This is a genomic window from Jeotgalibaca sp. A127, assembly GCF_052266745.1.
GTDB lineage: Bacteria > Bacillota > Bacilli > Lactobacillales > Aerococcaceae > Jeotgalibaca.
On sequence record NZ_JBQPRC010000001.1, the window covers coordinates 80,231 to 102,082 of the forward strand.

General features: G+C 40.1%; 26 protein-coding genes. 8 read left to right on the forward strand and 18 right to left on the reverse strand.

Features of this window, described 5'->3' with window-relative positions:
* Positions 1-55 precede the first annotated feature (55 nt).
* Positions 56-574, reverse strand: coding sequence for a GNAT family N-acetyltransferase (locus ACTVAI_RS00415; protein WP_443485645.1), 519 nt, complete (start codon positions 572-574; stop codon positions 56-58).
* A 133-nt stretch (positions 575-707) separates the two neighbouring features.
* On the opposite strand from ACTVAI_RS00415, the gene ACTVAI_RS00420 reads away from it, so the two are divergent.
* From ACTVAI_RS00420 to ACTVAI_RS00440, 5 genes are all read left to right on the forward strand, one after another.
* Positions 708-1,160 (forward strand): PH domain-containing protein, encoded by a 453-nt coding sequence (locus ACTVAI_RS00420; protein ID WP_443485646.1) that lies wholly within the window; start codon positions 708-710, stop codon positions 1,158-1,160.
* Positions 1,161-1,264: 104 nt separating this feature from the next.
* A complete protein-coding gene (locus ACTVAI_RS00425; protein WP_443485647.1) occupies positions 1,265-2,365 on the forward strand; it encodes an exonuclease domain-containing protein in 1,101 nt (366 codons plus the stop codon).
* Positions 2,366-2,523: 158 nt separating this feature from the next.
* Positions 2,524-3,078 (forward strand): hypothetical protein, encoded by a 555-nt coding sequence (locus ACTVAI_RS00430; RefSeq protein ID WP_443485648.1) that lies wholly within the window; start codon positions 2,524-2,526, stop codon positions 3,076-3,078.
* Positions 3,078-3,644, forward strand: a complete 567-nt coding sequence (locus ACTVAI_RS00435) for a hypothetical protein (RefSeq protein ID WP_443485649.1) — start codon at positions 3,078-3,080, stop codon at positions 3,642-3,644. Before ACTVAI_RS00430 ends, ACTVAI_RS00435 begins: the two co-directional genes overlap by 1 nt.
* A gap of 288 nt (positions 3,645-3,932) precedes the next feature.
* Entirely contained in the window at positions 3,933-4,115 is a 183-nt protein-coding gene (locus ACTVAI_RS00440; protein ID WP_443485650.1) for a hypothetical protein, read from the forward strand.
* Positions 4,116-4,229: 114 nt separating this feature from the next.
* On the opposite strand, the gene sufB is transcribed toward ACTVAI_RS00440, so the two are convergent.
* The 9 genes from sufB to ACTVAI_RS00485 are packed head-to-tail and all read right to left on the reverse strand — an operon-like array spanning position 4,230 to position 13,017.
* On the reverse strand, positions 4,230-5,624 hold the full coding sequence (gene sufB, locus ACTVAI_RS00445) for a Fe-S cluster assembly protein SufB (RefSeq protein WP_443485651.1): 1,395 nt from the start codon (positions 5,622-5,624) through the stop codon (positions 4,230-4,232).
* On the reverse strand, positions 5,621-6,076 hold the full coding sequence (sufU, locus tag ACTVAI_RS00450) for a Fe-S cluster assembly sulfur transfer protein SufU (protein ID WP_443474127.1): 456 nt from the start codon (positions 6,074-6,076) through the stop codon (positions 5,621-5,623). Before sufU ends, sufB begins: the two co-directional genes overlap by 4 nt.
* A complete protein-coding gene (locus ACTVAI_RS00455) occupies positions 6,063-7,295 on the reverse strand; it encodes a cysteine desulfurase (RefSeq protein WP_443485652.1) in 1,233 nt (410 codons plus the stop codon). The genes sufU and ACTVAI_RS00455 overlap by 14 nt, the downstream gene beginning before the upstream one ends.
* On the reverse strand, positions 7,295-8,569 hold the full coding sequence (gene sufD / locus ACTVAI_RS00460; protein ID WP_443485653.1) for a Fe-S cluster assembly protein SufD: 1,275 nt from the start codon (positions 8,567-8,569) through the stop codon (positions 7,295-7,297). Before sufD ends, ACTVAI_RS00455 begins: the two co-directional genes overlap by 1 nt.
* A gap of 11 nt (positions 8,570-8,580) precedes the next feature.
* A complete protein-coding gene (gene sufC / locus ACTVAI_RS00465; RefSeq protein WP_443485654.1) occupies positions 8,581-9,354 on the reverse strand; it encodes a Fe-S cluster assembly ATPase SufC in 774 nt (257 codons plus the stop codon).
* A gap of 42 nt (positions 9,355-9,396) precedes the next feature.
* Complete coding sequence (locus ACTVAI_RS00470; protein ID WP_443485655.1) at positions 9,397-10,341, reverse strand: siderophore ABC transporter substrate-binding protein; 945 nt, start codon at positions 10,339-10,341, stop codon at positions 9,397-9,399.
* A gap of 17 nt (positions 10,342-10,358) precedes the next feature.
* Positions 10,359-11,117: an iron ABC transporter ATP-binding protein gene (locus ACTVAI_RS00475; protein WP_443485656.1), complete on the reverse strand. Its 759-nt coding sequence runs from the start codon at positions 11,115-11,117 to the stop codon at positions 10,359-10,361.
* Complete coding sequence (locus ACTVAI_RS00480) at positions 11,114-12,067, reverse strand: iron chelate uptake ABC transporter family permease subunit (RefSeq protein ID WP_443485657.1); 954 nt, start codon at positions 12,065-12,067, stop codon at positions 11,114-11,116. The genes ACTVAI_RS00475 and ACTVAI_RS00480 overlap by 4 nt, the downstream gene beginning before the upstream one ends.
* Positions 12,064-13,017, reverse strand: coding sequence for an ABC transporter permease (locus ACTVAI_RS00485; protein WP_443485658.1), 954 nt, complete (start codon positions 13,015-13,017; stop codon positions 12,064-12,066). The genes ACTVAI_RS00480 and ACTVAI_RS00485 overlap by 4 nt, the downstream gene beginning before the upstream one ends.
* A gap of 351 nt (positions 13,018-13,368) precedes the next feature.
* Here ACTVAI_RS00485 and ACTVAI_RS00490 point away from each other — a divergent pair, with 351 nt between their 5' ends.
* Positions 13,369-14,112, forward strand: a complete 744-nt coding sequence (locus ACTVAI_RS00490; RefSeq protein ID WP_443485659.1) for a gamma-glutamyl-gamma-aminobutyrate hydrolase family protein — start codon at positions 13,369-13,371, stop codon at positions 14,110-14,112.
* Positions 14,113-14,319: 207 nt separating this feature from the next.
* Here the strand turns inward: ACTVAI_RS00490 and ACTVAI_RS00495 are convergent, their stop codons facing one another.
* From ACTVAI_RS00495 to ACTVAI_RS00520, 6 genes are all read right to left on the reverse strand, one after another.
* The gene (locus ACTVAI_RS00495; RefSeq protein WP_443485660.1) at positions 14,320-14,922 is read right to left on the reverse strand and encodes a Maf family protein; all 603 of its coding nucleotides are present in this window, start codon (positions 14,920-14,922) and stop codon (positions 14,320-14,322) included.
* Positions 14,923-14,937: 15 nt separating this feature from the next.
* Positions 14,938-15,723, reverse strand: coding sequence for a DUF3307 domain-containing protein (locus ACTVAI_RS00500; protein WP_443485661.1), 786 nt, complete (start codon positions 15,721-15,723; stop codon positions 14,938-14,940).
* Positions 15,713-16,384, reverse strand: coding sequence for a SatD family protein (locus ACTVAI_RS00505; RefSeq protein WP_443485662.1), 672 nt, complete (start codon positions 16,382-16,384; stop codon positions 15,713-15,715). Before ACTVAI_RS00505 ends, ACTVAI_RS00500 begins: the two co-directional genes overlap by 11 nt.
* 121 nt (positions 16,385-16,505) lie before the next feature.
* Positions 16,506-18,302, reverse strand: coding sequence for a beta-glucuronidase (gene uidA / locus ACTVAI_RS00510; protein WP_443474042.1), 1,797 nt, complete (start codon positions 18,300-18,302; stop codon positions 16,506-16,508).
* A 133-nt stretch (positions 18,303-18,435) separates the two neighbouring features.
* On the reverse strand, positions 18,436-18,903 hold the full coding sequence (locus ACTVAI_RS00515; RefSeq protein WP_443485663.1) for an MFS transporter: 468 nt from the start codon (positions 18,901-18,903) through the stop codon (positions 18,436-18,438).
* Positions 18,903-19,955 carry an MFS transporter gene (locus ACTVAI_RS00520; protein WP_443485664.1) on the reverse strand — a complete coding sequence of 351 codons (1,053 nt, stop codon included), beginning with the start codon at positions 19,953-19,955 and terminating at the stop codon, positions 18,903-18,905. The genes ACTVAI_RS00515 and ACTVAI_RS00520 overlap by 1 nt, the downstream gene beginning before the upstream one ends.
* A 157-nt stretch (positions 19,956-20,112) precedes the next feature.
* Here ACTVAI_RS00520 and ACTVAI_RS00525 point away from each other — a divergent pair, with 157 nt between their 5' ends.
* Together ACTVAI_RS00525 and ACTVAI_RS00530 are read left to right on the forward strand one after the other, a co-directional pair.
* Positions 20,113-20,859: a helix-turn-helix transcriptional regulator gene (locus ACTVAI_RS00525; RefSeq protein ID WP_443474040.1), complete on the forward strand. Its 747-nt coding sequence runs from the start codon at positions 20,113-20,115 to the stop codon at positions 20,857-20,859.
* Positions 20,859-21,086, forward strand: a complete 228-nt coding sequence (locus ACTVAI_RS00530; RefSeq protein ID WP_443485665.1) for a hypothetical protein — start codon at positions 20,859-20,861, stop codon at positions 21,084-21,086. The genes ACTVAI_RS00525 and ACTVAI_RS00530 overlap by 1 nt, the downstream gene beginning before the upstream one ends.
* 35 nt (positions 21,087-21,121) lie before the next feature.
* Here the strand turns inward: ACTVAI_RS00530 and ACTVAI_RS00535 are convergent, their stop codons facing one another.
* On the reverse strand, positions 21,122-21,478 hold the full coding sequence (locus ACTVAI_RS00535) for a glycine cleavage system protein H (protein WP_443474039.1): 357 nt from the start codon (positions 21,476-21,478) through the stop codon (positions 21,122-21,124).
* A 7-nt stretch (positions 21,479-21,485) separates the two neighbouring features.
* Positions 21,486-21,839 (reverse strand): Spx/MgsR family RNA polymerase-binding regulatory protein, encoded by a 354-nt coding sequence (locus ACTVAI_RS00540; protein WP_443474038.1) that lies wholly within the window; start codon positions 21,837-21,839, stop codon positions 21,486-21,488.
* Positions 21,840-21,852 lie beyond the last annotated feature (13 nt).

A 21,852-nucleotide genomic window follows, 5' to 3' on the forward strand; every position in this document is an offset into this window, starting at 1 on the left:
CATATCATACTTAGCCCTGTTCTGTCACGGTTTGCCACAAATATGAACAACTGGACTATAAATTTATCCAGTATCGCTGGGTTATACCATCACCCTGAACAACTTCGTTTTCCAAAACACCACCATTATTCAGAATTGTCTTGGCGGAAGCGATGTTTTCCTTGTCACAGGTCAACAATACCTTTTGTAAATTCAACTTCCTATATTCTTCTAAAGCCAGCCCCAACATTTTCGTGGCATAACCTTTCCGGCGTTCAGACGGATGGATGCTATAACCAATGTGTCCGCCATAGTTGAGCAAATAGTCATTCAGTTCTTTGCGAATATTGATGATACCAACCATCTTTTCTTCAGCATCCATTGCCAAGAATGTAACAGCCGGAACCCATCCTTTCATGACGGTCTCTTTATCAGCACTGTCATCAATCATCTTCAACCACTCTTCATAATTTGTGTATTCACCTAAATTACTAGCCCCATCCAAACTGGCATCAGCTTCGAGAAACGCTTGCCGATAGGCCATGATTTGATCTTTATGTTCAAGTGCTGGAGATAAAAGTTTTATTCTACTCACTATCGTCACCTCTTTATAGATTTTTCTGTAAAAATATTGCTTGATTATTTTAACGATTTGAGAGATATTGGAGATATAACCATTACCTTAACGCATTGTGGAAATTTAAACATTATTAATTAGGAGGTTTTTTATGGCTAAATTTGGTTTCGGCAACATTGTTCAGGGCGTTTTAGGAAATATGAACGAGGAAAGTAAAGAGAGCCTGTCTAAAGAGTATTCGCAATATCTATTTGAGAACGAAGAAATTGAAACAGGCTATAAATTGATTCGGGATGCCATCGTATTTACTAACTTTAGAATCATTTTTATTGACAAACAAGGTGCTACTGGCAAGAAAATTTCATTCAAATCTATTTACTTATCTCACATTGTTGATGTTGAGATGGAAACTGCAGGAACCGGATTCGATGATAGTGAAATTACCATCACCTATTTGACAAACATTAAGCGCAAGGCTAGACAAGAAACTTTAGAGCCTCGGAAATTTGAATTCCCTAAACAGACAGATATTCTTCCTCTTTATAGAATTTTCGGTAATTTAGCCTTGAAAAATAGAAATGAAATAAATCAAGGTACTGATTAATTCAAAAACCCCTTTTTTAAAAAAATATGATTTATCTAAGGCTTCAGGAAGACTTATGGTGGTCAACTCATTTGGAAAGTCAGCTTGGAAAAGGAGGAATTTTCATGGGTATTTTTTCAAAACTATTAACAGTGTTTAATAATAATCTGCCAGAAGAAAACTTCGTTTCTACTCCCAAAAGTATTAATGTGATCACAGAAGAAATTATCAAATCTGGTCTCGAAAAAAAGACTAATGCAGTTAAAGAAGCACTGGTTAAACCTGCAGACAAAGCATTTGATTATGACACTCTAGTGATTGACTTCGAAACTGCGACAGAACAAAATAATAGCGCATGTTCAATCGGCTTGGCTTTAATAATAGGATCTGAAATAGTCAAGACTGAATCATACCTCATCCAACCGCCAAACAATGAATATCGCACAGCGAATATAAATATCCATTCGATTACACCAAAAGATACAGAAAACGAACCATTTTTTGATGAAATATGGAAAAAAATCAACCAATATTTTCAATCGTCTGAATACATCACTGCTTATAATGCCAATTTCGATATGTCTGTTTTAAAATGTACTCTGGAGCTTTACGGGATTGACGATATCGACTTTGAATATTTCGATGCTATCCCTTTCACTACGAAAGCTTGTGGCAATGCCTATAGAAAACTAAACCAACGATGTGAAGCACTGGGAATAGAACTGAACAATCATCACAATGCACTGGCAGATACCGTAGCGGCGGCTGAAGTGATTATCAAATGTATGGAATTGAAAAATGTAAAATCTGTTCAAAGATATTTATCTAAATTTAAAAGCATTTCAATTAAAAAATTTTCTGAACTGAAACCTATAAGAACTTTTAAAAATAGTAAGTTTTCTAAATCCGATTTGAATATGATTAACAGTATTAAAAATGATAAAGATGCAGAGCAACATAATTTTCACGGAAAAAATATTGTTTTTACTGGTAATTTTTCTGAGCATAAAGAAGCGTTGCAGGTTATGGCATCCAAAAAAGGTGCTGTAGTAAAAGGTGCTGTATCTGGCAAGACGGATATAGTTGTGGTTGGTGAAGTTGATCTTAAAGTTTCACCTTCTGGAATCACCACGAACGAGAAAAAGGCCCGCGAGTTGAATGATGCTGGAAAAAATATAACAATTATTGATGAGTCAATCTTTAGAAAATTTTATTCGGAGCCATAAAAAAATGCCTAGAAATACTGTTAATTCAGCACTTTTATTATATTTAACAAAAGCACTTAATTTTTTTACATAGTATATTATAACAATGTTACCATCTTGATTTTATATTTTGAACTATCCCTATTACACTATTCTATTTTTTAAAAGGAGGATTAATTATGATTAAATTTAGGAGAATTTTTCTTTTAGGATTTTCAGTAATCATTCTCGCCGCTTGTGAATCTCCAGAAAATAATGCTCAACAAGAAGAAAAAACAAACCTAGTTTCTTCTTCAGAAATAATTGAAGAAGAGCCAGGACTTCAGGAATTAGACGAAGTAGTCACCAATGAGATATCAAAAATTGGAACCGATGAAGAGATTGATTGGGAAAAAATCAACTTAAATAAACGTCAATTTAGAGAATTTATCGAATCATTAAGCGATATGACAACCGAAGAATATGATGGTGAGGAACAAACAATAGCAATTATTTCCTCAACTATGACTGATGACGATACGATTGAGTTTATTATTAATAATCCGGACAAATCTGAAATGAGTGCATTATCAAACGGATTATTTGCTCTAGTCATGGATAGTTTTAGCAGACAAATGTACTTGTCTTCTGATTTTTCAGATGGTAATACTCATCCTACAATTTACATTAAGGATAACGTTGGTAATATCATATCAGAAGCTTCTGACTTTATAGAAATGGAGGATACAGAATAATGAAGAAATTAAAAACTATTTCTTTACTAAGTTTATCAGCTTTACTGTTAGTTGCTTGTTCTGAAAGTGCTACTGAAAATGAAACTGAAGGAGTTACAGAAACGAATGAAGTACAATCTTCTGAGATAATTCCTGAAGAAAATGTTGAGACAGAAGAAAGCATTACAGAGGATGTTTCCTCTGGTATTATTTATGAATATAACGAAGTTATCGCCGATAATGATAACTTCAAAGCGACTCTTCTAGAAATTGAATATATTTATGATGAACTATGGGATGAAGAAAAAATAGAGATTCGTTTTGACGTAGAAAATAAGCTTGAGGATAGTATTGAAGTCCAAGCGCGCTCACTATCCATAAATGACCGCATGGTAGATGATTCTATTCAAATGATGAGCCAAGAAGTTGCTCCGGGGAAAATAGCCGAAGCAGTACTAACCCTTCAAGACTATGAAGGAAATGATTTACCCGCATTAGAAGGAAATCTTGAAATGTTACTACATATCTTCAGTTGGGATAATATGGATTATGAAGAGGACGCTGCAGTTAGCGTTAGCTTCGAATAAAGTACAAAAAACTATTTTTCGAAATTTGAATAATTAAAGGAGCTGAAACGTTCATTATTCGTTTCAGCTCCTTTTTTTGCGATGAAACCAAGAATTACCCTTATTCCTGTCTAAATTGATGCCTTAATTCTTAATTGTGCTTAATTACTTGTTGTAGATTAGATGTAAATATTTAAATTATTAGATGACGAACTTTACTAAAGGTTTATCCAATATCTCTGAGTAACCTGACTACTGCCACTACTTTGTACCATCGTTGCCAATACTAAGCAGCAAGTAGATGCAGATATGTTCATTTCAGATAGTGTTGGTGGAGATTTTATCGGTCAAGTAGTTAAGAACGGTGATGTTCACTTCTTATTTGAAGAAGACGCCAAGAGACTTACAAACTTTAAGCTAGTTGTGGGTGGTGCACATGATGCAGATTTCAACAAACTAAGCGAAGATTTAAATTTTGAATTAGAGTTTTAGTTACCATTACACTTACTCCATTAATCAAGCGGTTCGATGAGTAAGGGCCAACATTCAACAAAAAAAAAGCTATAAACACTGACTTAATAGTGTTTATAGCTTGTTTTTTAGACTCTACCCCACAGACCCTTCCATCTCATAAGCAATCAGTCTGTTCAACTCAACTGCATATTCCATTGGAAGTTCTTTGGTGAAGGGTTCTACGAATCCCATGATGATCATTTCGGTGGCTTCTTGTTCGCTGAGGCCACGGCTCATGAGATAGTAGAGTTGTTCTTCGGATACTTTTGATACTTTGGCTTCGTGTTCCAAAGAAACGTTACCGTTATGGATTTCGTTATACGGAATGGTATCAGAAGTCGATAAATCATCCATGATGATGGTATCACACTCGATATGGGAAATAGATCCTTCTGATTTCTTGCCGAAACGTACCACACCGCGGTAATTTACCGAACCGCCGTCTTTGGCGATGGACTTGGAAACAATGGAACTGGACGTGTTTGGTGCATTATGCATCATTTTCGCGCCGGTATCCTGGATTTGTCCTTCGCCTGCGAAGGCAACCGTCAGCATCGTTCCGCGTGCGCCGCGTCCGTTTAAGTGAACACTTGGATATTTCATGGTTGTTTTGGAACCTAGGTTGCCGTCGATCCATTCCATCGTCGCATTTTCAAGGGCATGCGCACGTTTGGTAACCAGGTTGTAAACGTTGTTGGACCAGTTTTGGATGGTTGTATAACGGCAGTACGCGTCTTTCTTGACGATAATTTCTACGATTGCCGCATGCAAGGAACTTGAAGAAAACGTCGGTGCAGTACACCCTTCAACGTAATGAATACTTGCGCCTTCGTCAACGACAATTAATGTCCGCTCGAACTGGCCGGATCCTTCATTATTCATGCGGAAGTACGTTTGCATCGGGACGTCACATTTAACGCCTTTTGGTACATAAATAAAAGTTCCACCCGACCACACAGCCGAGTTCAAGGCAGCTTGGAAGTTATCGGTTGGTGGCACCACCGTACCGAAGTGTTCTTTGAATATTTCAGGATACTCTTTCAGAGCCGTATCGGTATCTGTAAAGACAATCCCCATTTTTTCAAATTCTTCCTTCATGCTGTGGTAGACAGCTTCGGATTCGTATTGAACGGATGCTCCGGCTAAATACGCACGCTCTGCTTCCGGAATACCGATTCTTTCGAACGTTTCTTTGATTTTGTCGGGTACATCATCCCACGTACGGGCTACTTTATCGGTTGCGGTTTGATAATAGGTAATATCGTTAAAATCCAGTTCTGATAAGTCTGGACCCCAGTCCGGGAGTTTGGATTTTTGGAAGACTTCCAGGGATTTCAACCGGTAATCCAGCATCCATTCCGGTTCATTCTTTTTCTTGGAGATTTCCCGGACGATGTCTGCATTCAATCCTTTTCCGGTTGAATACAAGATCTCTGCATCGTCATGAAAACCAAATTTATAATCATCTACTACAGGTACATCGCTCATATGGATTCCTCCTTCAATTCTTGATTCGGGTTCATCAGGATACGTTCCAATGCTTTCCAGGACAAGGTCGCACATTTAATGCGAGCTGGAAACTTGGAAACGCCCCCCAACACTTCTGCATCACCCAGATGCGAAGGCTCAGGAGCTTGGCCTTGAACCAACAACAGAAATTCTTCTATCAGCTGCTTCGCTTCTGCCATTGTCTTGCCTTTTACTAGTTCCGTCATCATGCTGGCGCTCGCTGTACTGATGGAACAGCCGTGCCCGGAAAACTTCGCTTCATCGATATGATCACCGACCAAACGCACATGTAACTGAATGACATCACCACAGGTTGGATTATTCAATTCAATCTTTCCGTTGGCATCCGCCAGTTCACCAAAATTACGTGGATGTGAGGAATGATCCAAGATGACTTGGCGATACAAATTTTCTAATCTAGATAAGGCCATTTGTGAAAAACTCCTTTATTTTAACCAAAGACACTAAAAACTGTTCTGCTTCTTCAAGCGTATTGTAGTAGTAAAAACTGGCGCGTGCCGTTGACTGAACATCGAGGTAACGCATCAATGGTTGGGCACAATGATGACCTGCCCGAATGGCAATCCCCTCCATATCAAATCCAGTCGACACATCATGCGGATGCACGCCGTCAATGTTGAAAGTGATGATGCCCGTCCGTTTGTTTGGATCAGTCGGGCCGAATAACGTGATGCCTTCAATCTCCTGCAGCTTCGGCAATAAGTAGGAAATAATTTTGTGTTCTTGTTCAGCGATCGCATCCATACCGATGGCATTCAAATAATCAATCGCCGCTTTCAGGCCAATCGCACCGGCAATATTGGGCGTTCCCGCTTCAAATTTCCACGGTAGCTCGGTCCAGGTTGAATAGTCGTCATAAACGAAATCAATCATTTCGCCACCGAATTCAATCGGCTCCATGATTTCCAATAACGCTTCTTTTCCGTACAACACACCGATTCCGGTGGGACCACTCATTTTGTGACCACTAAAAGCAAAGAAATCCGCATCCAGTGTTTGTACATCGATGACCATGTGGGGCGTACTTTGCGCACCATCAACAACGATATAGCCGTCAACAGCATGTATTAGTTCCGCTAACTCTTTAATCGGATTAATGGTTCCCATGACGTTTGAAGCATGTGTCACAGCCAAAATCTTTCCCTTAGCGGAAATAACGGATTTTGCCGCTTCCAAATCGACACTACCTTCTTCATTCAAGGGCAAATACAATAGTTTGGCTTGCTTGCGTTTAGCCAATTGTTGCCACGGGACGACGTTTGAATGGTGCTCCAGTGGCGTGATATAAATTTCATCGCCGGGTTCGACAATAATGTCGCCGAATCCCCGTGCCACCCAGTTCAGGGAAGTGGTTGTGCCCCGCGTGAAGAGCACTTCTTTCGTGGAACGAGCCTTGATGAAGGCGCGTACCGTTTCCCTTGAAGCTTCGAATTGCCTTGTTGCCCGCTCACTTAGCGTATGGACGCCACGGTGAACATTGGCATTATCATGTAAATAATAATTTTCTATGGCTGAAAGGACTTGTTTTGGCTTTTGAGTAGTGGCAGCATTATCCAGGTAAATGAATGGTTCGTCATTAACTTCCTGAAACAAAATCGGAAAATCTTGTCTGATTTTTGCTACATCCATTAGCTTTCAATCCTTCTCAATTTTTTATCAATCATTTCAACTAATTCATCACGAATTTCTTTCAAGGGAATAGCCGCAATCACGGTACCCAGGAAGCCCCGGATCACGAGCCGTTCCGCCTCTTCTTTTTCAATCCCACGACTTAACAGGTAGAACATTTGCTCAGGATCGACCCGGCCCACACTTGCCGCGTGACCAGCCGTCACTTCATTTTCATCGATTAACAAGATTGGATTCGCATCACCACGAGCGGAATCAGATAGCATCAAGACGCGACTTTCTTGTTGTGCGTCTGCCCCTTTTGCCCCTTTGATTATGTGACCAATCCCGTTAAAGGTTAATGTTGCGCGGTCCAGGATAACCCCGTGTTGTAAAATATGACCGATTGAATGATTGCCGTAATTGGTGACACGTGTATTGATGCCCTGGATTTGTTTACCGGTTGAAACGGCTACTGCTTTGACCACACTATGTGAGCCATCCCCAATTAAGTCAGAATCAAAATCAGCAATAATATTACCATCATTCATGACGCCGATTGCCCAATCAATGGAAGAATCACGTTCCAAGTGTCCACGACGGCTAATAAATGCGGTCGTATTTTCACCTAGATGATCCACAGCCGAGAACTTCACTTTTGCTCCCGGACGGGTTATGACCTCTACAATGATATTTGCACTATTTTTCTCTGTGCCTTCTGTTTCATATTTTTCCACGTACGTTACCGCACTATTAGTATCCGCCACAATCAAGATATGTTTGTTGAAGGCTTCTTTTACAAAGCTGTTTTGAATAAACAAGGCTTCAAGCGGTTCCTTGATGACGACATCTTTTGGTACATATAAAAAGATACCACTGTTCATATAAGCAGCGTGATGACCGGTCAAATTATTTTCATCCGGTTTAACTGCTTTCGTCATATAGTACTTTTCGACCAGTTCAGGATAATCCTGCATAGCCGTGAATATATCAGTAAAGATAACCCCTGCCTCAACCAATTCTTGGGGGAGTTGTTCCATCATTGTTTCCTTGCCATATTGGACAATTTTAGCCGCGTCACCCGCTCCATACTGGTATTGTTGGCTGTTTATCAATTCTTCACCGTATTCAGTGTTGATTGCATCACCCATCAAATCCCAGCGATGAAAATTAACTTTTTCAATATCAGGCTGTTGTAGCGTCGTGAAACTCCCGAAATTATTGAAGCGGAGGTCTTTCATCCAAGTTGGCTCTTCTTTGAAAGCCGAAAATGTACGTATTTCAAGTTCAGTCATCTTGGTTCCCCCTAATCTTCATCTAGTTCGATATCTAGTCCTAATTCATCGCGAATCCCGCGGTAACCTTCTGCTTCCAGACGTTTTGCCAGGCTCGCATCACCTGATTTAACAATTCTACCATCCATCATGATGTGGACGAAAGTTGGGTTGATATAGTTTAATAGTCGTTGGTAATGGGTAATGATCAAGACCCCAAATTCACCATTCAGCATTTCATTAACACCTTTGGAAACAACTTTCAAAGCGTCAATATCCAAACCAGAGTCAATTTCATCCAATAAAGCAAAGGTTGGTTCAATCATCATCAGCTGCAAGATTTCATTACGCTTTTTCTCCCCACCGGAAAAGCCTTCATTTAAATAGCGTTCTGCCATTTCTTCAGCCATATCCAGTGTTGCCATGTTTTTATCCAATTTTTTGATGAAATCCATAACAGACATTTTGTTGTCTTCCGGCCGGCGTGCATTGATGGCCGCACGCATGAATTGCGCGTTTGTTACGCCGGTGATTTCACTTGGATATTGCATGGCCAAAAATAGACCGGCACGAGCGCGCTCGTCTACTTCCATTTCCAAGACATCTTCGCCGTCCAGCAAGATTTCACCTTGCGTTACGGTATAACTTGGATGTCCCATGATTGCTTGGGACAAAGTGGACTTCCCAGTTCCGTTTGGCCCCATAATGGCATGAATTTCACCTGTATTGATGGTTAAATTAACACCTTTTAAAATTTCTTTATCTTCAATCGATACATGTAGATTTTTAACTTCTAAAACTGCCATTTCTCTACCTCCCAGAGTTATTACTTTCTATCATACTATTTTTTAGTCTAATGCTGCACTGATTTCCTCGATCATTAAATGAACGGATTCCAAACCGCCACCTGACAAGTACCATAAATCAGGAGACAAGGTGATGATGCGGTCATTCATGGCAGCATTTGTTTTTTTGATAAATTCGTTATCCAACAATTGTAGTTGGCTCTCTGCATCAGCTTGAATCGCTTGAGAACGGTCTACCACAAACAAAATATCGGGATTGATTTCCAGAATACCTTCGTAACCGACTGTTTGGCCATGGGTTGAAGAGTCGATTGCCACATCCACGGGTTGGAAGCCGAACACATCGAATACTTGTCCAAAACGAGAACCGGTGCTGAATGCGGACATCGCGCCATCGTTCAACATCAATAACAGTGCCTCTTGGTCTGCAAATTTAGCCGTTTTTTCATTCAATTCGGTAATTTCAGTTTCCAAGTCAGCCAATTTACTTTCAGCATCCACCCCATAAATTTCAGCAATCGTATTGATATTGCCTTGGACAGATGCCCAGTAATCTGCCTGGTCGACAGTAATTTGCAGAACGGGCGCAATTTCTTCCAGTTGGGGAGCGAAATCTTCTAAACGTGCAGAAATGATAATCAGGTCTGGTTCAAGGGTAATGAGTTTTTCCATATCTGGTTCTTTCAGTGTTCCCACGTTTTCAAGTTCGGCTACAGTATCCGCCAAATAAGCGGGCGGATTATTCGTTGCTGTTCCGATTACATTTTCAGTTAAACCAAGGGCATCCATCGTATCCAACATTCCATAATCATAAACCACCACACGTTCTGGTTGGTAAGGCAATTCTTTTTCGCCGGCAACGTCGGTAATCATAACTGTTTCTTTATCTACTGCTACACTTGTAGATTCTGTCGTCTCAGATGCTGGCGCTTGGCACGCTCCCAAGAACAGCATTGCGGTAAAGAGGGTTAATAGTTTCTTTGTCATAAAATTTCCACCTTTAATTAGCTCATGTGGTACAAGCAATATTTTTTCCCTTTAATGATTTCAACTTCCATATCCACATCAAATACTTCTTTTAGATTCTCCGAACAAATGACATCATCAACTGATCCGGAATAGCAAATCTCGCCAGCTTTCATCGCAATGATATTGTCGGAATAAGCGGCAGCGAAATTGATGTCATGTAACACGACCAAGATAGTTTTACCCAATTCATCGGCCATATTACGAATGGTTTGCATCACGATGATACTTTGTTTCATATCGAGATTGTTTAGGGGTTCATCCAACAGAATATAATCGGTATCCTGCACCAAAATCATCGCCAAGGCCGCCCGTTGCAGCTGCCCTCCGGATAAGGTATCCAGGTAACGATCCGCAAAAATTCCCAGATCCAAGTAACCCAAAACTTTATCGATGACATCATAATCAGCTTGCGTGAGATGCCCTTTGGAATAGGGAAATCGTCCGAATGACATTAATTCCCGCACTGTCATCTTGACTTGATAGGTATTTTGTTGTTTCAAGATGGCAATTTCTTTGGCCAATTCATCCGTTCGCCACTTGGTGATTTCTTTCCCCTTGATCAACACATGGCCGCTGTCTTTATTTAATAAACGGCACATGGTCGACAGGAGCGTACTTTTACCCGCACCATTGGGGCCAATAAAGGCGGTCACCGTCCCCTGTTCCAGTTCTAGAGAGATATCGTTTAAAATGCAGTTATTGCAAATGTTTTTACATAGGTTATTCACTTTCATGCTTGTTTCCGCTCCTTCCAGAGTAAAGCAAAGAATAAGATGCCGCCTAGCCATTCGATAATGATACTGGCGTTTGTTTGAAATTGAAAAAGTTGTTCGACGATAAATTGCCCAAAGAGCAGCGCGATGAAACCGAGCATGCTCGTAGCTATAAACAGGATATCCATGCGATACGTGCGAAAGAGTATATAAGCGAGATTGGCAGTGGTGAAGCCCAAAAACATCATGGGACCGACCAAAGCCGCGGAAATGGCTGAAAGGATAATAATTTGCAAGAATACTTTCTTGATTTCTTTGTTGGTATCGATACCGAGGTTGACGGCTTGTTCTGTGCCCATTCGCAGGACTTCCAATGTTTTGCGATTTCGCCATAAGGAAATTAAAATCGGAATAATCATTAAAATGGCACAAACTAATACGAAGGTGTCCACATTTTGAAAGGTTGGAAATAATTTCATTTGCAGACGGTCGTATTCATTTGGATCCATCAGCACTTGGAAAAATGTTGAGGTACTGTTCAGTAACATCCCGATGACCATGCCGATCAAAAGAACGGTATGCAGATCATAGCTGATATTTTGCCAGGAATACCGGCTCAATCCCCAAAAACAAATGACCATGATACCTACCACTAAAACAAATTGGGTCACCTGATTTAGATTCGTTTGTATCAGGCGGTAACCGAAGAAATACAAGAGTGTTTGGATCAAGCGGTAAAACGATTCAATGCCCAGAATGCCAGGCGTCAAGAAACGGCTGTTTACGATACACTGGAAAGCTATGGTCGCAACTGAACTGCTGACGCCAACCAACAAAAATATTAATACTTTTTTCAGGCGTAACTGCATGATCAGTGGGTAAGCCAAACCATTTCCCCAAATAACATAAAGGGCGAGTAAAGCTAATGAGATGAAAAGAAGACTTTTCATCGGGTGAGTATTCTTTTTCATGTTGGACGCACCTCTTTGAATAATAACCGAAGGAAGATGAGACCAGCCAAAATGCCTAAAATGAGCTGTACAGGAATTTCATAAGGTGCAATCAAAATTCTGCTGATAATGTCGCAGACTAACAGGAAAAAACCGCCAGTCAGGGCTACTTTCTGATGGGTATTTTTAATATTGTCTCCATACTTCATCGCAATGATATTGGGAACAATGACACCCAAGAAAGGTAAACTTCCTGCTGTTATCAAGATGATGGATACCGTAACGGAAACCAAAAGACTGGCCAAGGTTACAACCCATTTAAAAGAAACCCCTAAAGATTGGGCGGCGTCTTCCCCCATCCGCGCCACCGTTAAATAGTCGGCAAAGAAATACAGGGCTATGATAATAATCAACGCCAGGTAAATGAGTTCATACTGGCCTTTTATAATCAAAGAAAAGTTTCCTTGCAACCAAGCGGAAATATTTTGATTCAAGTCATATCGAAAAGCCAGAAAACTGCTGAAGCCTCCCACAATATTCCCGAACATAATCCCCAGTAATGGTATCAACAATTGCTTTTTCATGGGAAAACGACTGGTCAAAAATAAAAATAATAAGGTTCCTGCCGTGGCAAAGGCAAAAGTAAATAGCATTTCCCATCGTAAGGATAATTTAGGCAAGAGGATCATGGCGATAACCATACCCAGTTTTGCCGATTCCACGGTTCCGACTGTATCCGGGGCCGCAAACCGATTTTGGGTAATGGTCTGCATAACCATTCCTGATAGAGCCAATCCTGCTCCAGCTAATAAAACCGTTATGGTCCTTGGAATCCGTGATGACAAGAAGACAAATAAAGATTCTAAATCTCCGGTTAGCACATTCTCAACCGAAACATTCGCTGTTCCAACAAATAGTGACAAAATGACCACAAAAATGAGGAAGCCTATTAAAGTAATTTTTTTAATCATAAGTTATGACTCATTTCCGTGCATATATTTTTAATTGAGAATCATTCTCAATTGACCTTAAAAATAATAGGGGAATTAAAACCCCTTAATAAATGACTCTATGTGATTCGATAAACATGTAATATTGCGTCAATATATAATTATCTACTTCCTATGAAAGCTGTCCCTTCCATGACGCAATTACCTCTAAAAGGTATCATGAAGAGGCATATTCGTCAATGAAAATTCACCCCTTTTGTTAAAAAGTGAACTTGTATTCTTATCTCTTGAGAGCACAAAATCCAAAGTGTTCCAAAATATTAAAAAATATGCGATAATAATAAAGATAATTTTTAAGAGGAGGCCTGCGATATGAAACCAATTATTGGTATATCCGGAACACAGTTACTAAGCGCTACAAGCGAATTTGAAGGAACCTTGGTGGCTTATACACCCCAATTTTATATTGATACGGTTCAAGGTGCTGGTGCAACACCTATCATGTTGCCGGTCGGTACCGCCGAAGATGCAAGAAACATGGTTGAAGTATTGGATGCATTAATTCTATCAGGTGGACATGATGTTGATCCTGAGTTGTATGGAGAAGAACCCCATCGTAATTTAACCCTGACTTTCCCTAAAAGAGATGCTTTTGATTTTGCTTTGTATGAAGCTGCTATTGAAAAAGGCATTCCTGTTTTAGGTGTCTGCCGTGGATTACAACTGATCAATGTTTATCACGGTGGTTCGCTTTACCAAGACTTACCAGCACAATATGATGCGGAATTACTGCTACATGTTCAAAAAGCACCTTTCGAAACACCCCTTCATGGTATTTCGGTGCAACCAGGCAGTCATTTATATGATGTGATTGGGGCTCATACAAAAGTGAATACCCTACACCACCAAGCGATTAAAAACTTAGGTACTGGTTTGAAGGCAGTTGCCCATAGTCAGGATGGAATCGTTGAAGCGATTGAACCGACCGATCCAAATATTGACATGATTGCGGTCCAATGGCATCCAGAAATCATGGCGTATTCTGATCCAGCCAATAAAACACTTTTCAAAGATTTTGTTGCTCGTGCAGAAAAAGTAAAGACAAAAATTAAGTAAAATAGGATTTTTAGGGGTTGGGACTTCGGTTCCAATCCTTTTTTGTTGTCTCGGGTCTGAAAAACGACGATTAAAAAATCCTATTGACCTTAATCGTCGCGAAATGGTCTAAATACGACTTTTAGAAATATTTTTTTTGGGGAACGTCGCTTTTGAGGCAAAAAGCGACGATTAGCACCATAAAAAACTGCTAATCGTCGCACTATACTAATATTCAGCTAACACTTGATTCAAATAACTAATCGGCAAACCGATGATAGTGGGATAATCCCCGTGGATGGCTTTTACCCATAAGCTTGCCATTTCCTGGATGCCGTATGCCCCGGCTTTATCCATCGGGCTACCCGATTGAATGTAGCGATTCACTTGCTCTTCCATCGGTTTGGACCAATCCCAAAATTCTACTTTGCTCACGGTGGAGAAAGTATGGCTCTGAGTTTGACCTTGGACATGAACACCCGTGATGACCCAATGGCTCTTGCCAAAATAGGAACGAAGCATTTCATAAGCTTCAGTAGTATCAACGGGTTTACCCAAAATCTGGTCATCATGCACCACAACGGTATCAGCGCCAATAACGATGCTGTCAGGATGCGTGTTATAGATCTTTTTTGCCTTTTCTTTTGCTAATTGTTCCACCAGAATCGTCGCTTTTTCCAAAAACGTTTTTTCTGGATGGTGGTTTAATATTTGATTTTCAATCATTTTTTCGTCTATATCGGCTACTTCAACCGTGAAGTCAGTGGTGATAAGTGATAGAAGCTCTTTACGCCTCGGTGACTGGCTGGCCAAGATGAGATTACGTTTCATATAAATACCCCTTTTTTAAAAAATCAGTTGATAACATAGGATAACGGCGAGAATGCTGAATAGCGTGCCAATGAGGTAGTACTCGGCGAAGACGGGATCTTTGGAAATTTTGTCATAGCGTGTGATGGACTTGGCGGTGAAAATAATGCCAAGCGCGGCGTATTGATTCACACTCAATAATAAAGCGGCCAAGACGCGCTCCAAGGTTCCGATATTGGCACCGGCACCGCGGATGGTTGTCGGAGTTTCGGAATGGTGCATCTGCCCTTTAACCAACCATTTCCCTATTGCGGACTCTTCGATTTCTGCGCTGAAGCCTTCCTCGATTTTGAGCTCAGATTGTTTCGTGGTTTCCGGTTGATAGTTGCTAAATAGTATTTTGAAAGTGGTGTTGATTGGTTTGGTTATAACAATGATTAAAAGTACCCATTGTAAAGTTGGAACACGCAACCATGCTGGTGTCGCTATCAAATCCAAATTAAAAATCGAATTTACCGTTAAAATAACAGCCAGGTGCATGAGCTGATCAAGAATAAATACAACCTTCTCGTTTGCAACAGGCAGATGTTTTTTAACCATATCTATCAAAAGATGCGCCAAGATAATAATTAAACCAGCTTTCCAGTATTTTGGGACAATGAAGACGATAATGGCAATTAATCCTGCATGGATTGAGATATGCTTGAAAAGGCTCTTAAAGGAAGTTTTCTTCGTTTCGGCAAGTTGTTCAGATTGAAGCTGGAAATCACCCAGGAAATGAGCAATCAAAAACAGGAGGATCGGGATACTTTCATTTACCATCTTGTAACCTCGCAATCTTTTTCTCAATTTCTATTCTACTACGCAAGTACATTTTAATACCACTGATGGATACGCGCTTGTGCAGGGCTTTGGGTTGGAGTTGCATGGTGTCGGCCAAGTCCACCTGACGGAAGTTTTCTGTATATGTTCCCATTTCGATGACACCAGCCAGTAAGTCCAGTTGGCTCTGGGTCCATTTATATTTCATGTATTCTCCTAGAGCAATCGTATCATTTACGAGCGCAACATCCGGATGGTTCCCATAAGCAAAACCGATACGGTTCATGTTATAATCATCCTCTTTGTGAATGCGCTCGATTGCCGAGCGGGCATACCAATACGCAGGGCCATCAGCACCGATGCTTAGTTCCGAATTGATCCGGGTCGTTATGTCTCCTAAGCCAATGCCGAATCGGATTTCGACGTCCATTGTTTTCATGGTTAAGGTAATTGTATCTATCATTTCAAATAAATGGTTTGAAGTTGTTAAGAGCGCCTGGAATTCGTCTCCTAATGTAATCGTAAAATTGGATGCGATTTGATTTTTATACTTCTTATTGATGTAACTTAATGACCGTTTTAACATTTCTTGCACGCTTTGTCTCTTGGCTGCACTGATTCGTTTGGAATTAACAATATCGCCAATTACTGCAACATACATTAAAATCACCCCTTTATAACAGTATAAAGCAAAAAACCTACTAAATAAAGTAGAATAATTAATCTACCTTTTTTAGTAGGTTTTATCAATAACGAATTAATTGAGTAGATAAAAAAGGAACTTATTCCTTAAATCCAAAATCCGGTATCTTGGTCCATCTTTGTTTCAAGTGATGCGCAATCATTTTCGGTTGGCGTTCGCGGGTGAAGATTCCTTTCTTATTCCCGTTCACACGTTTTGTGGCTGGCGCTGTTTCGAAATCCGCAAAGTTCCAGACTTGTTCCCCAATAACCAAATCAAATTCATCGAATACTTTGTGGTTCGCTTCGTAATATCGTACTTGGTATTCTTCGGTAAAAGGTGCAGAGGAAATGGAATGATAACCTGCCACCGTATCGGCACCATACTCAGTAAAGATAATCGGTTTATCGGGATGACGTTCTTTCCAGGCCTGCAGTTCTTTGCGCAGTGCAACTTCTGCTCCGTCCAAATCATTTATCAATCCATACCAACCATAGTAGCGGTTCAAACAAATGACATCCAGAAAATCAGAAACTTTGTTGTCCGTCGGTGATGAGTGTTGGATAAATACAATTGTTGCTGGTCTATGTTGAGGATCATAATCACGCACAAAATTCGTCAAGGGTTCAAAGTATTCTGCCGAACCTTCTTCGTGTGAAGCGGGTTCGTTTGCCACCGACCACATCACCACGCATGCCAAGTTTTTGTCCCGGTCCACGAGTTCGCGTAATGCTTGTTCATGGGCATCGCGGGTATTCATGACATCGAAGGTGCGGCCTAAATCACCCTTGTCCACTAAGAAAGGATTAAATCCAACAAACAGACCAACTGCCGGCACTTCATCAATGACAACAATTCCTTGTTGGTTTGCTAAACGCATCATTTCTTCAGAGTAGGGATAATGAGACGTACGGAATGAGTTAGCCCCAATCCACCTGAACAAGTTCAAATCAAGTACGTTTGCGGCTTCATTCAAACCACGGCCGTTAATATGAGTATCTTCGTGTTTCCCGAATCCTTTGAAATAAAATGGTTTGTTGTTGATCAAGAATTTGCCGTCCTTCACTTCAACTGTACGTATACCCAGTTCTTCTTCGTATACGTCGACGACTTCTCCATTTTCGATTCCTTCTACACGCATGGTGTACAAATAAGCGGCCATCGGTTCCCAAGCTTGGAAGTTTTCAATGGTGAATGAATCAGTCACTGCTGAAGTCGCCACTACATTACCTTCTTCATCCAACGCAGTAATTTTAACCTCGTCAAAAGATCCGACTGTTTTTACATCTGGATGGATGGTTGCGTTAGCCCCTTCAACATCGAAAGTAAAGATTAAGTCTTCAATGTAAGAAGCTGGTGTGGTATAAATTTTAACCGGACGATGGATACCTGCATAGTTAAAGAAGTCGAAGTTCGGTTCATTCTTTTTAACATTACGTTGCAAGTCTTCATCATAATATTCTTTATACATCCCGACTGGTAAGGTTGTGTAGTCCAAGACGTTATTCACTTTCAGAGTTAAACGGTTTTTACCAGCTTTGACGTAATCATTAATAGCTACTTCAAACGGTGTAAAACCTCCTTTGTGTTCGAAAATTTGTTTTCCGTTTACATAAACGGTCGCAAAATGCGTCACAGATCCAAAACGCAATACCAAGCGCTCGTTCATCACTGTTTTGGGTAGCGAAAATTCACGTTCATACCAAACGTCCCCTACATGAAATCGAATTTTGTCAATGGCGCCTTGATCGTTGAAAGATCCCGGTACAGCCATAACCCCGTCCGTTTCCAAAGGACGCGTTGTGTCCACCAATATCTCATCGTTAGCTAGCAAAAACTTCCATATCCCGTTTAAATCTAAAACGGTACGTGATTCTGTCATAATTGGATAAAGCATCTATTTTCCCCCGTTCGTGAGTATTCCTTCTTTACTTTAGAAAATAAAAACATTTTCCGCAAGAACAAAACTAACTTATATTTGTAAAAAAACAACACAACCCTCAAGGAAGGGTTGTGTGTTTACCCGAATCTTATATTTCTGCTTTGATAACTGCGAATTCATCGGTCACTTCGTGAATATCTTCTGTAATCAAGCCCTTCTCTTTTCTTTCTAAAATAATTGCCTGAACTTCTTCCATCTTCTTACCATCCAGTGGATAGAATCTCATCGCAATCATGGAACACAACCACCCTAACATCGGTCCGCCTAGATAAAGTCCAATGCCTAACAAAATTAGGAGTGGTGTAGAAGCATCACCTACTTCTGGAAGCGTATTTGTATAACCAACCATGGCAATAACGAAACCTACAATACTATTTGAGAATGACGAGAAGAAATTATCGACGAAGGAGAAGATTGTCCCAATTAAACCAGGTACATAAGCACCTGAACGTGCTGTCTCATAATCGGTAACGTCCGAAATCATCGAGATTTGCATGGCATCCCCTGTGTTTTGAACTGTAGCCAGGATAAACAAACCAACAAACAGAACAGTCATCAAGTTAGGATTGGATAAGGAAATTTTTGTAGGTCCCCCATTAAAACGACCAACATCATCAATCCATTAACTAAAAATGCAGAACTTTGCGCAAGTACATAGGTTCTCTTTTGGCCCAATTTACGTGCAATCATGCTCCCAAAAACGTTGAAGAAAATACCTGGTAGAATAGAGATGGCCGAAAGTGCACCCATCAACCCATAATCCCCTATGATAATACCAAAGAAGAGAACACCAGAAATGGAGTTGGATTTTATTTTACTTCCTAATTTGTCTGTTGAAGCTGCAAGCGTCAACATTTGCAGAGCACGATTTTCTTTGACAATTTTCGCGTAGTCTTTAAATTTAATATTATCCGTTTGGTTTTCGGCTCCCAAACCAAAGAATTCAGTACGGTCTTTTTTCCAAATTCCGATTGTTGCTAAAACAGTCAATATCAAGGAACCCACCATAAATGTCGTGGAAAATTCCGTAAAGAAGTCGAGACCAAACTCTCCGTTGTATTTTGAACTCAAGTAGTTAGAAACATAAATGCCTGCCGTTGAATAAAAGAGGGTCGTAAAAATCCCATCAAACATACTGAACAACGGACGTTGTTTCGGATCGTTAGTAATAACGTTTTGCCCAGCTTTGGTAACAGTTGTTTGTAGGGAATAGCCTAATATGTAGACCGCATAAACTGCCAAAAAATAATACAATCGGAAGTTTTCGGGCACAAGGTGCGTCGTTTGAAACAGAAGAACGATGGTTCCAATCATGGTCAAATTCCCAATCCAAATGTAAGGACGAAATTTACCAAATTTACCATCGGTTTTGTCAATCACGTATCCAATAAAAGGATCGACCACCCCATCAAAAATACGCATAGCTGTTAATAATGTTGAAATTAAGAAGACAGCTAATCCCGCTACACCAACCGCATAATAAGTCACAAATCCCATCATGAAGTTATAAAAATTCGTAGCCGTATTGTTTGTTGAAAATAGAATAATTTCATAAAGCTTAGCTGTCCGGTATTGTGACGGCTTTGTTTCTTTTTTGTTTCTCTCCATATCTTTTCCTCCTAAGTAAACCTTTTCACTTTGATTCCTTGAGGTAATTATATGCGCTTACATTTCTTAATTCTTGTACATATCCGAGAGGACCATGTAATTTTTCAACCTCTTTAAAATGCGTTAATATGATATGATTAAGACGGAGGTGGTTCGTGTGTCGCTGAAAATGGATGCTGAATTCCAGAACCGCATGGAGTTAATAGATGCTAAAGAAATAAATTACCGGTATGAAATGGAAGAGCGAATGATAACCGCCATTATGCATGGGAGTTACGAAGAATATGTTGATTTATTCAAGTTAGTCGGTGCCCCTAATAATTTCGATACGCGTGTAATCCGTATGCAAGATGATTATTTACGAGACCGTAAAAATGGGCTGATTACTCGAAAAACGCTGATGCGTGTGGCCGCTAAATACGGCGGGGTTCCACCCGTTTATTTACACTTGATGTCAGAGAAATTTGCGACATTAATAGAAAATGCCACTTCAGCAAAATATTTAGACGAAGTGTTGGCGCATGATATGGCAAAGGCCTTTTGTGACATGGTACGTGATTTTTCGATGAAGAATTATACCGCGGCAATACGAGATGTCATACTATATGTGGATGCTCATTTTACCGATGATGTGAGTGTTAATCATGTTGCCGAAGCCTTGCATTTTCACCCTGCCTACTTATCGCGGAAATTTAAACAAGAAACCGGTAGAAATTTAACAGAATATGTAAATTACCAACGCATTGAATATGCGAAAATGTTGTTTCGAACTGGGAAGACTGTCGTCACCAATGTTGCCTTGAACTGTGGTTTCAATAGCAGCTCCTATTTCAGTAAAGTATTTAAGAATTACACAGGTTGCTTCCCCACTGAGTATATGAAACAGATGGCTGAGGAAGATTGATGATTCGTTTTAAAAAACGACGATTAGAGATCCAGACAATTGTTAATCGTCGTCAATTAGAGATTTCGCGCCTGTTAGCTGCTCGTTCATTCCCTAATCGTCGCTTTTTTAGGAAATCACGACGGTTAGCTACCCGTAGAACTTTTAACCGTCGCCAATTAGTGATTTCACGCCTGTTAGCTATTTACTCATTTCTTAACCGTCGCCAAATGGCAAAAAATAGCTGACATCCCCTCTTTTGGGATATCAGCTATTTTTTTATTTAACCTTCGAAACCTGATTCATTTAATAAAGCTTCGAAATCTGTGTCGGAAACATCGGTCATTTTAACAATCCATGTTTCTTCACGATTATTACTGTTTAAAGTACTTGGATCGTCTTCTAGGTCGGAGTTAACCTCACTGATTGTTCCCGAAAAAGGAACCGTTAATTCCGTGACAGCTTTTGCTGCTTCCACACCGATTAGGACATCCTCTTTTTTGATGGCACCTGTTGATGGTAAGTCTACAAAACTGACTTCCCCCAAATCGTCTTGGCCTTTATCCGAAAGTCCGATAACAAACGTATCTTCTTTCTTTTCAATCCAGAATCCTTCTTCACTAAATTTTACTGCAGTCATATTATCCCTACTTCCATATTTCGTTGAACATATCTTCATTATAACCTACTGATACGGTATTTCCATCAAATAGGAACGGACGACGGATTAACATCCCGTCACTTTCCAACAAATCTAATTTTCCCTCAAGGGACATGGTCTCGATTTTATCTTTGAGACCAAGCTCTTTATAAAGATTTCCACTCGTATTAAATAAACGCTTTGTTGTCAGTTTTTCCGTTTCCAGAATGTCACGAAGTACTTCACGATCGGGAGTCGTTTCCTTAATGTTTTTCCATTCGTATGCAATGCCACTTTCTTCCAACCATTTTTCTGCCATCTTACACGTTGTGCAAGTCGAGTGTCCGTAAAATTGAATCATTTAATTGCCTCCT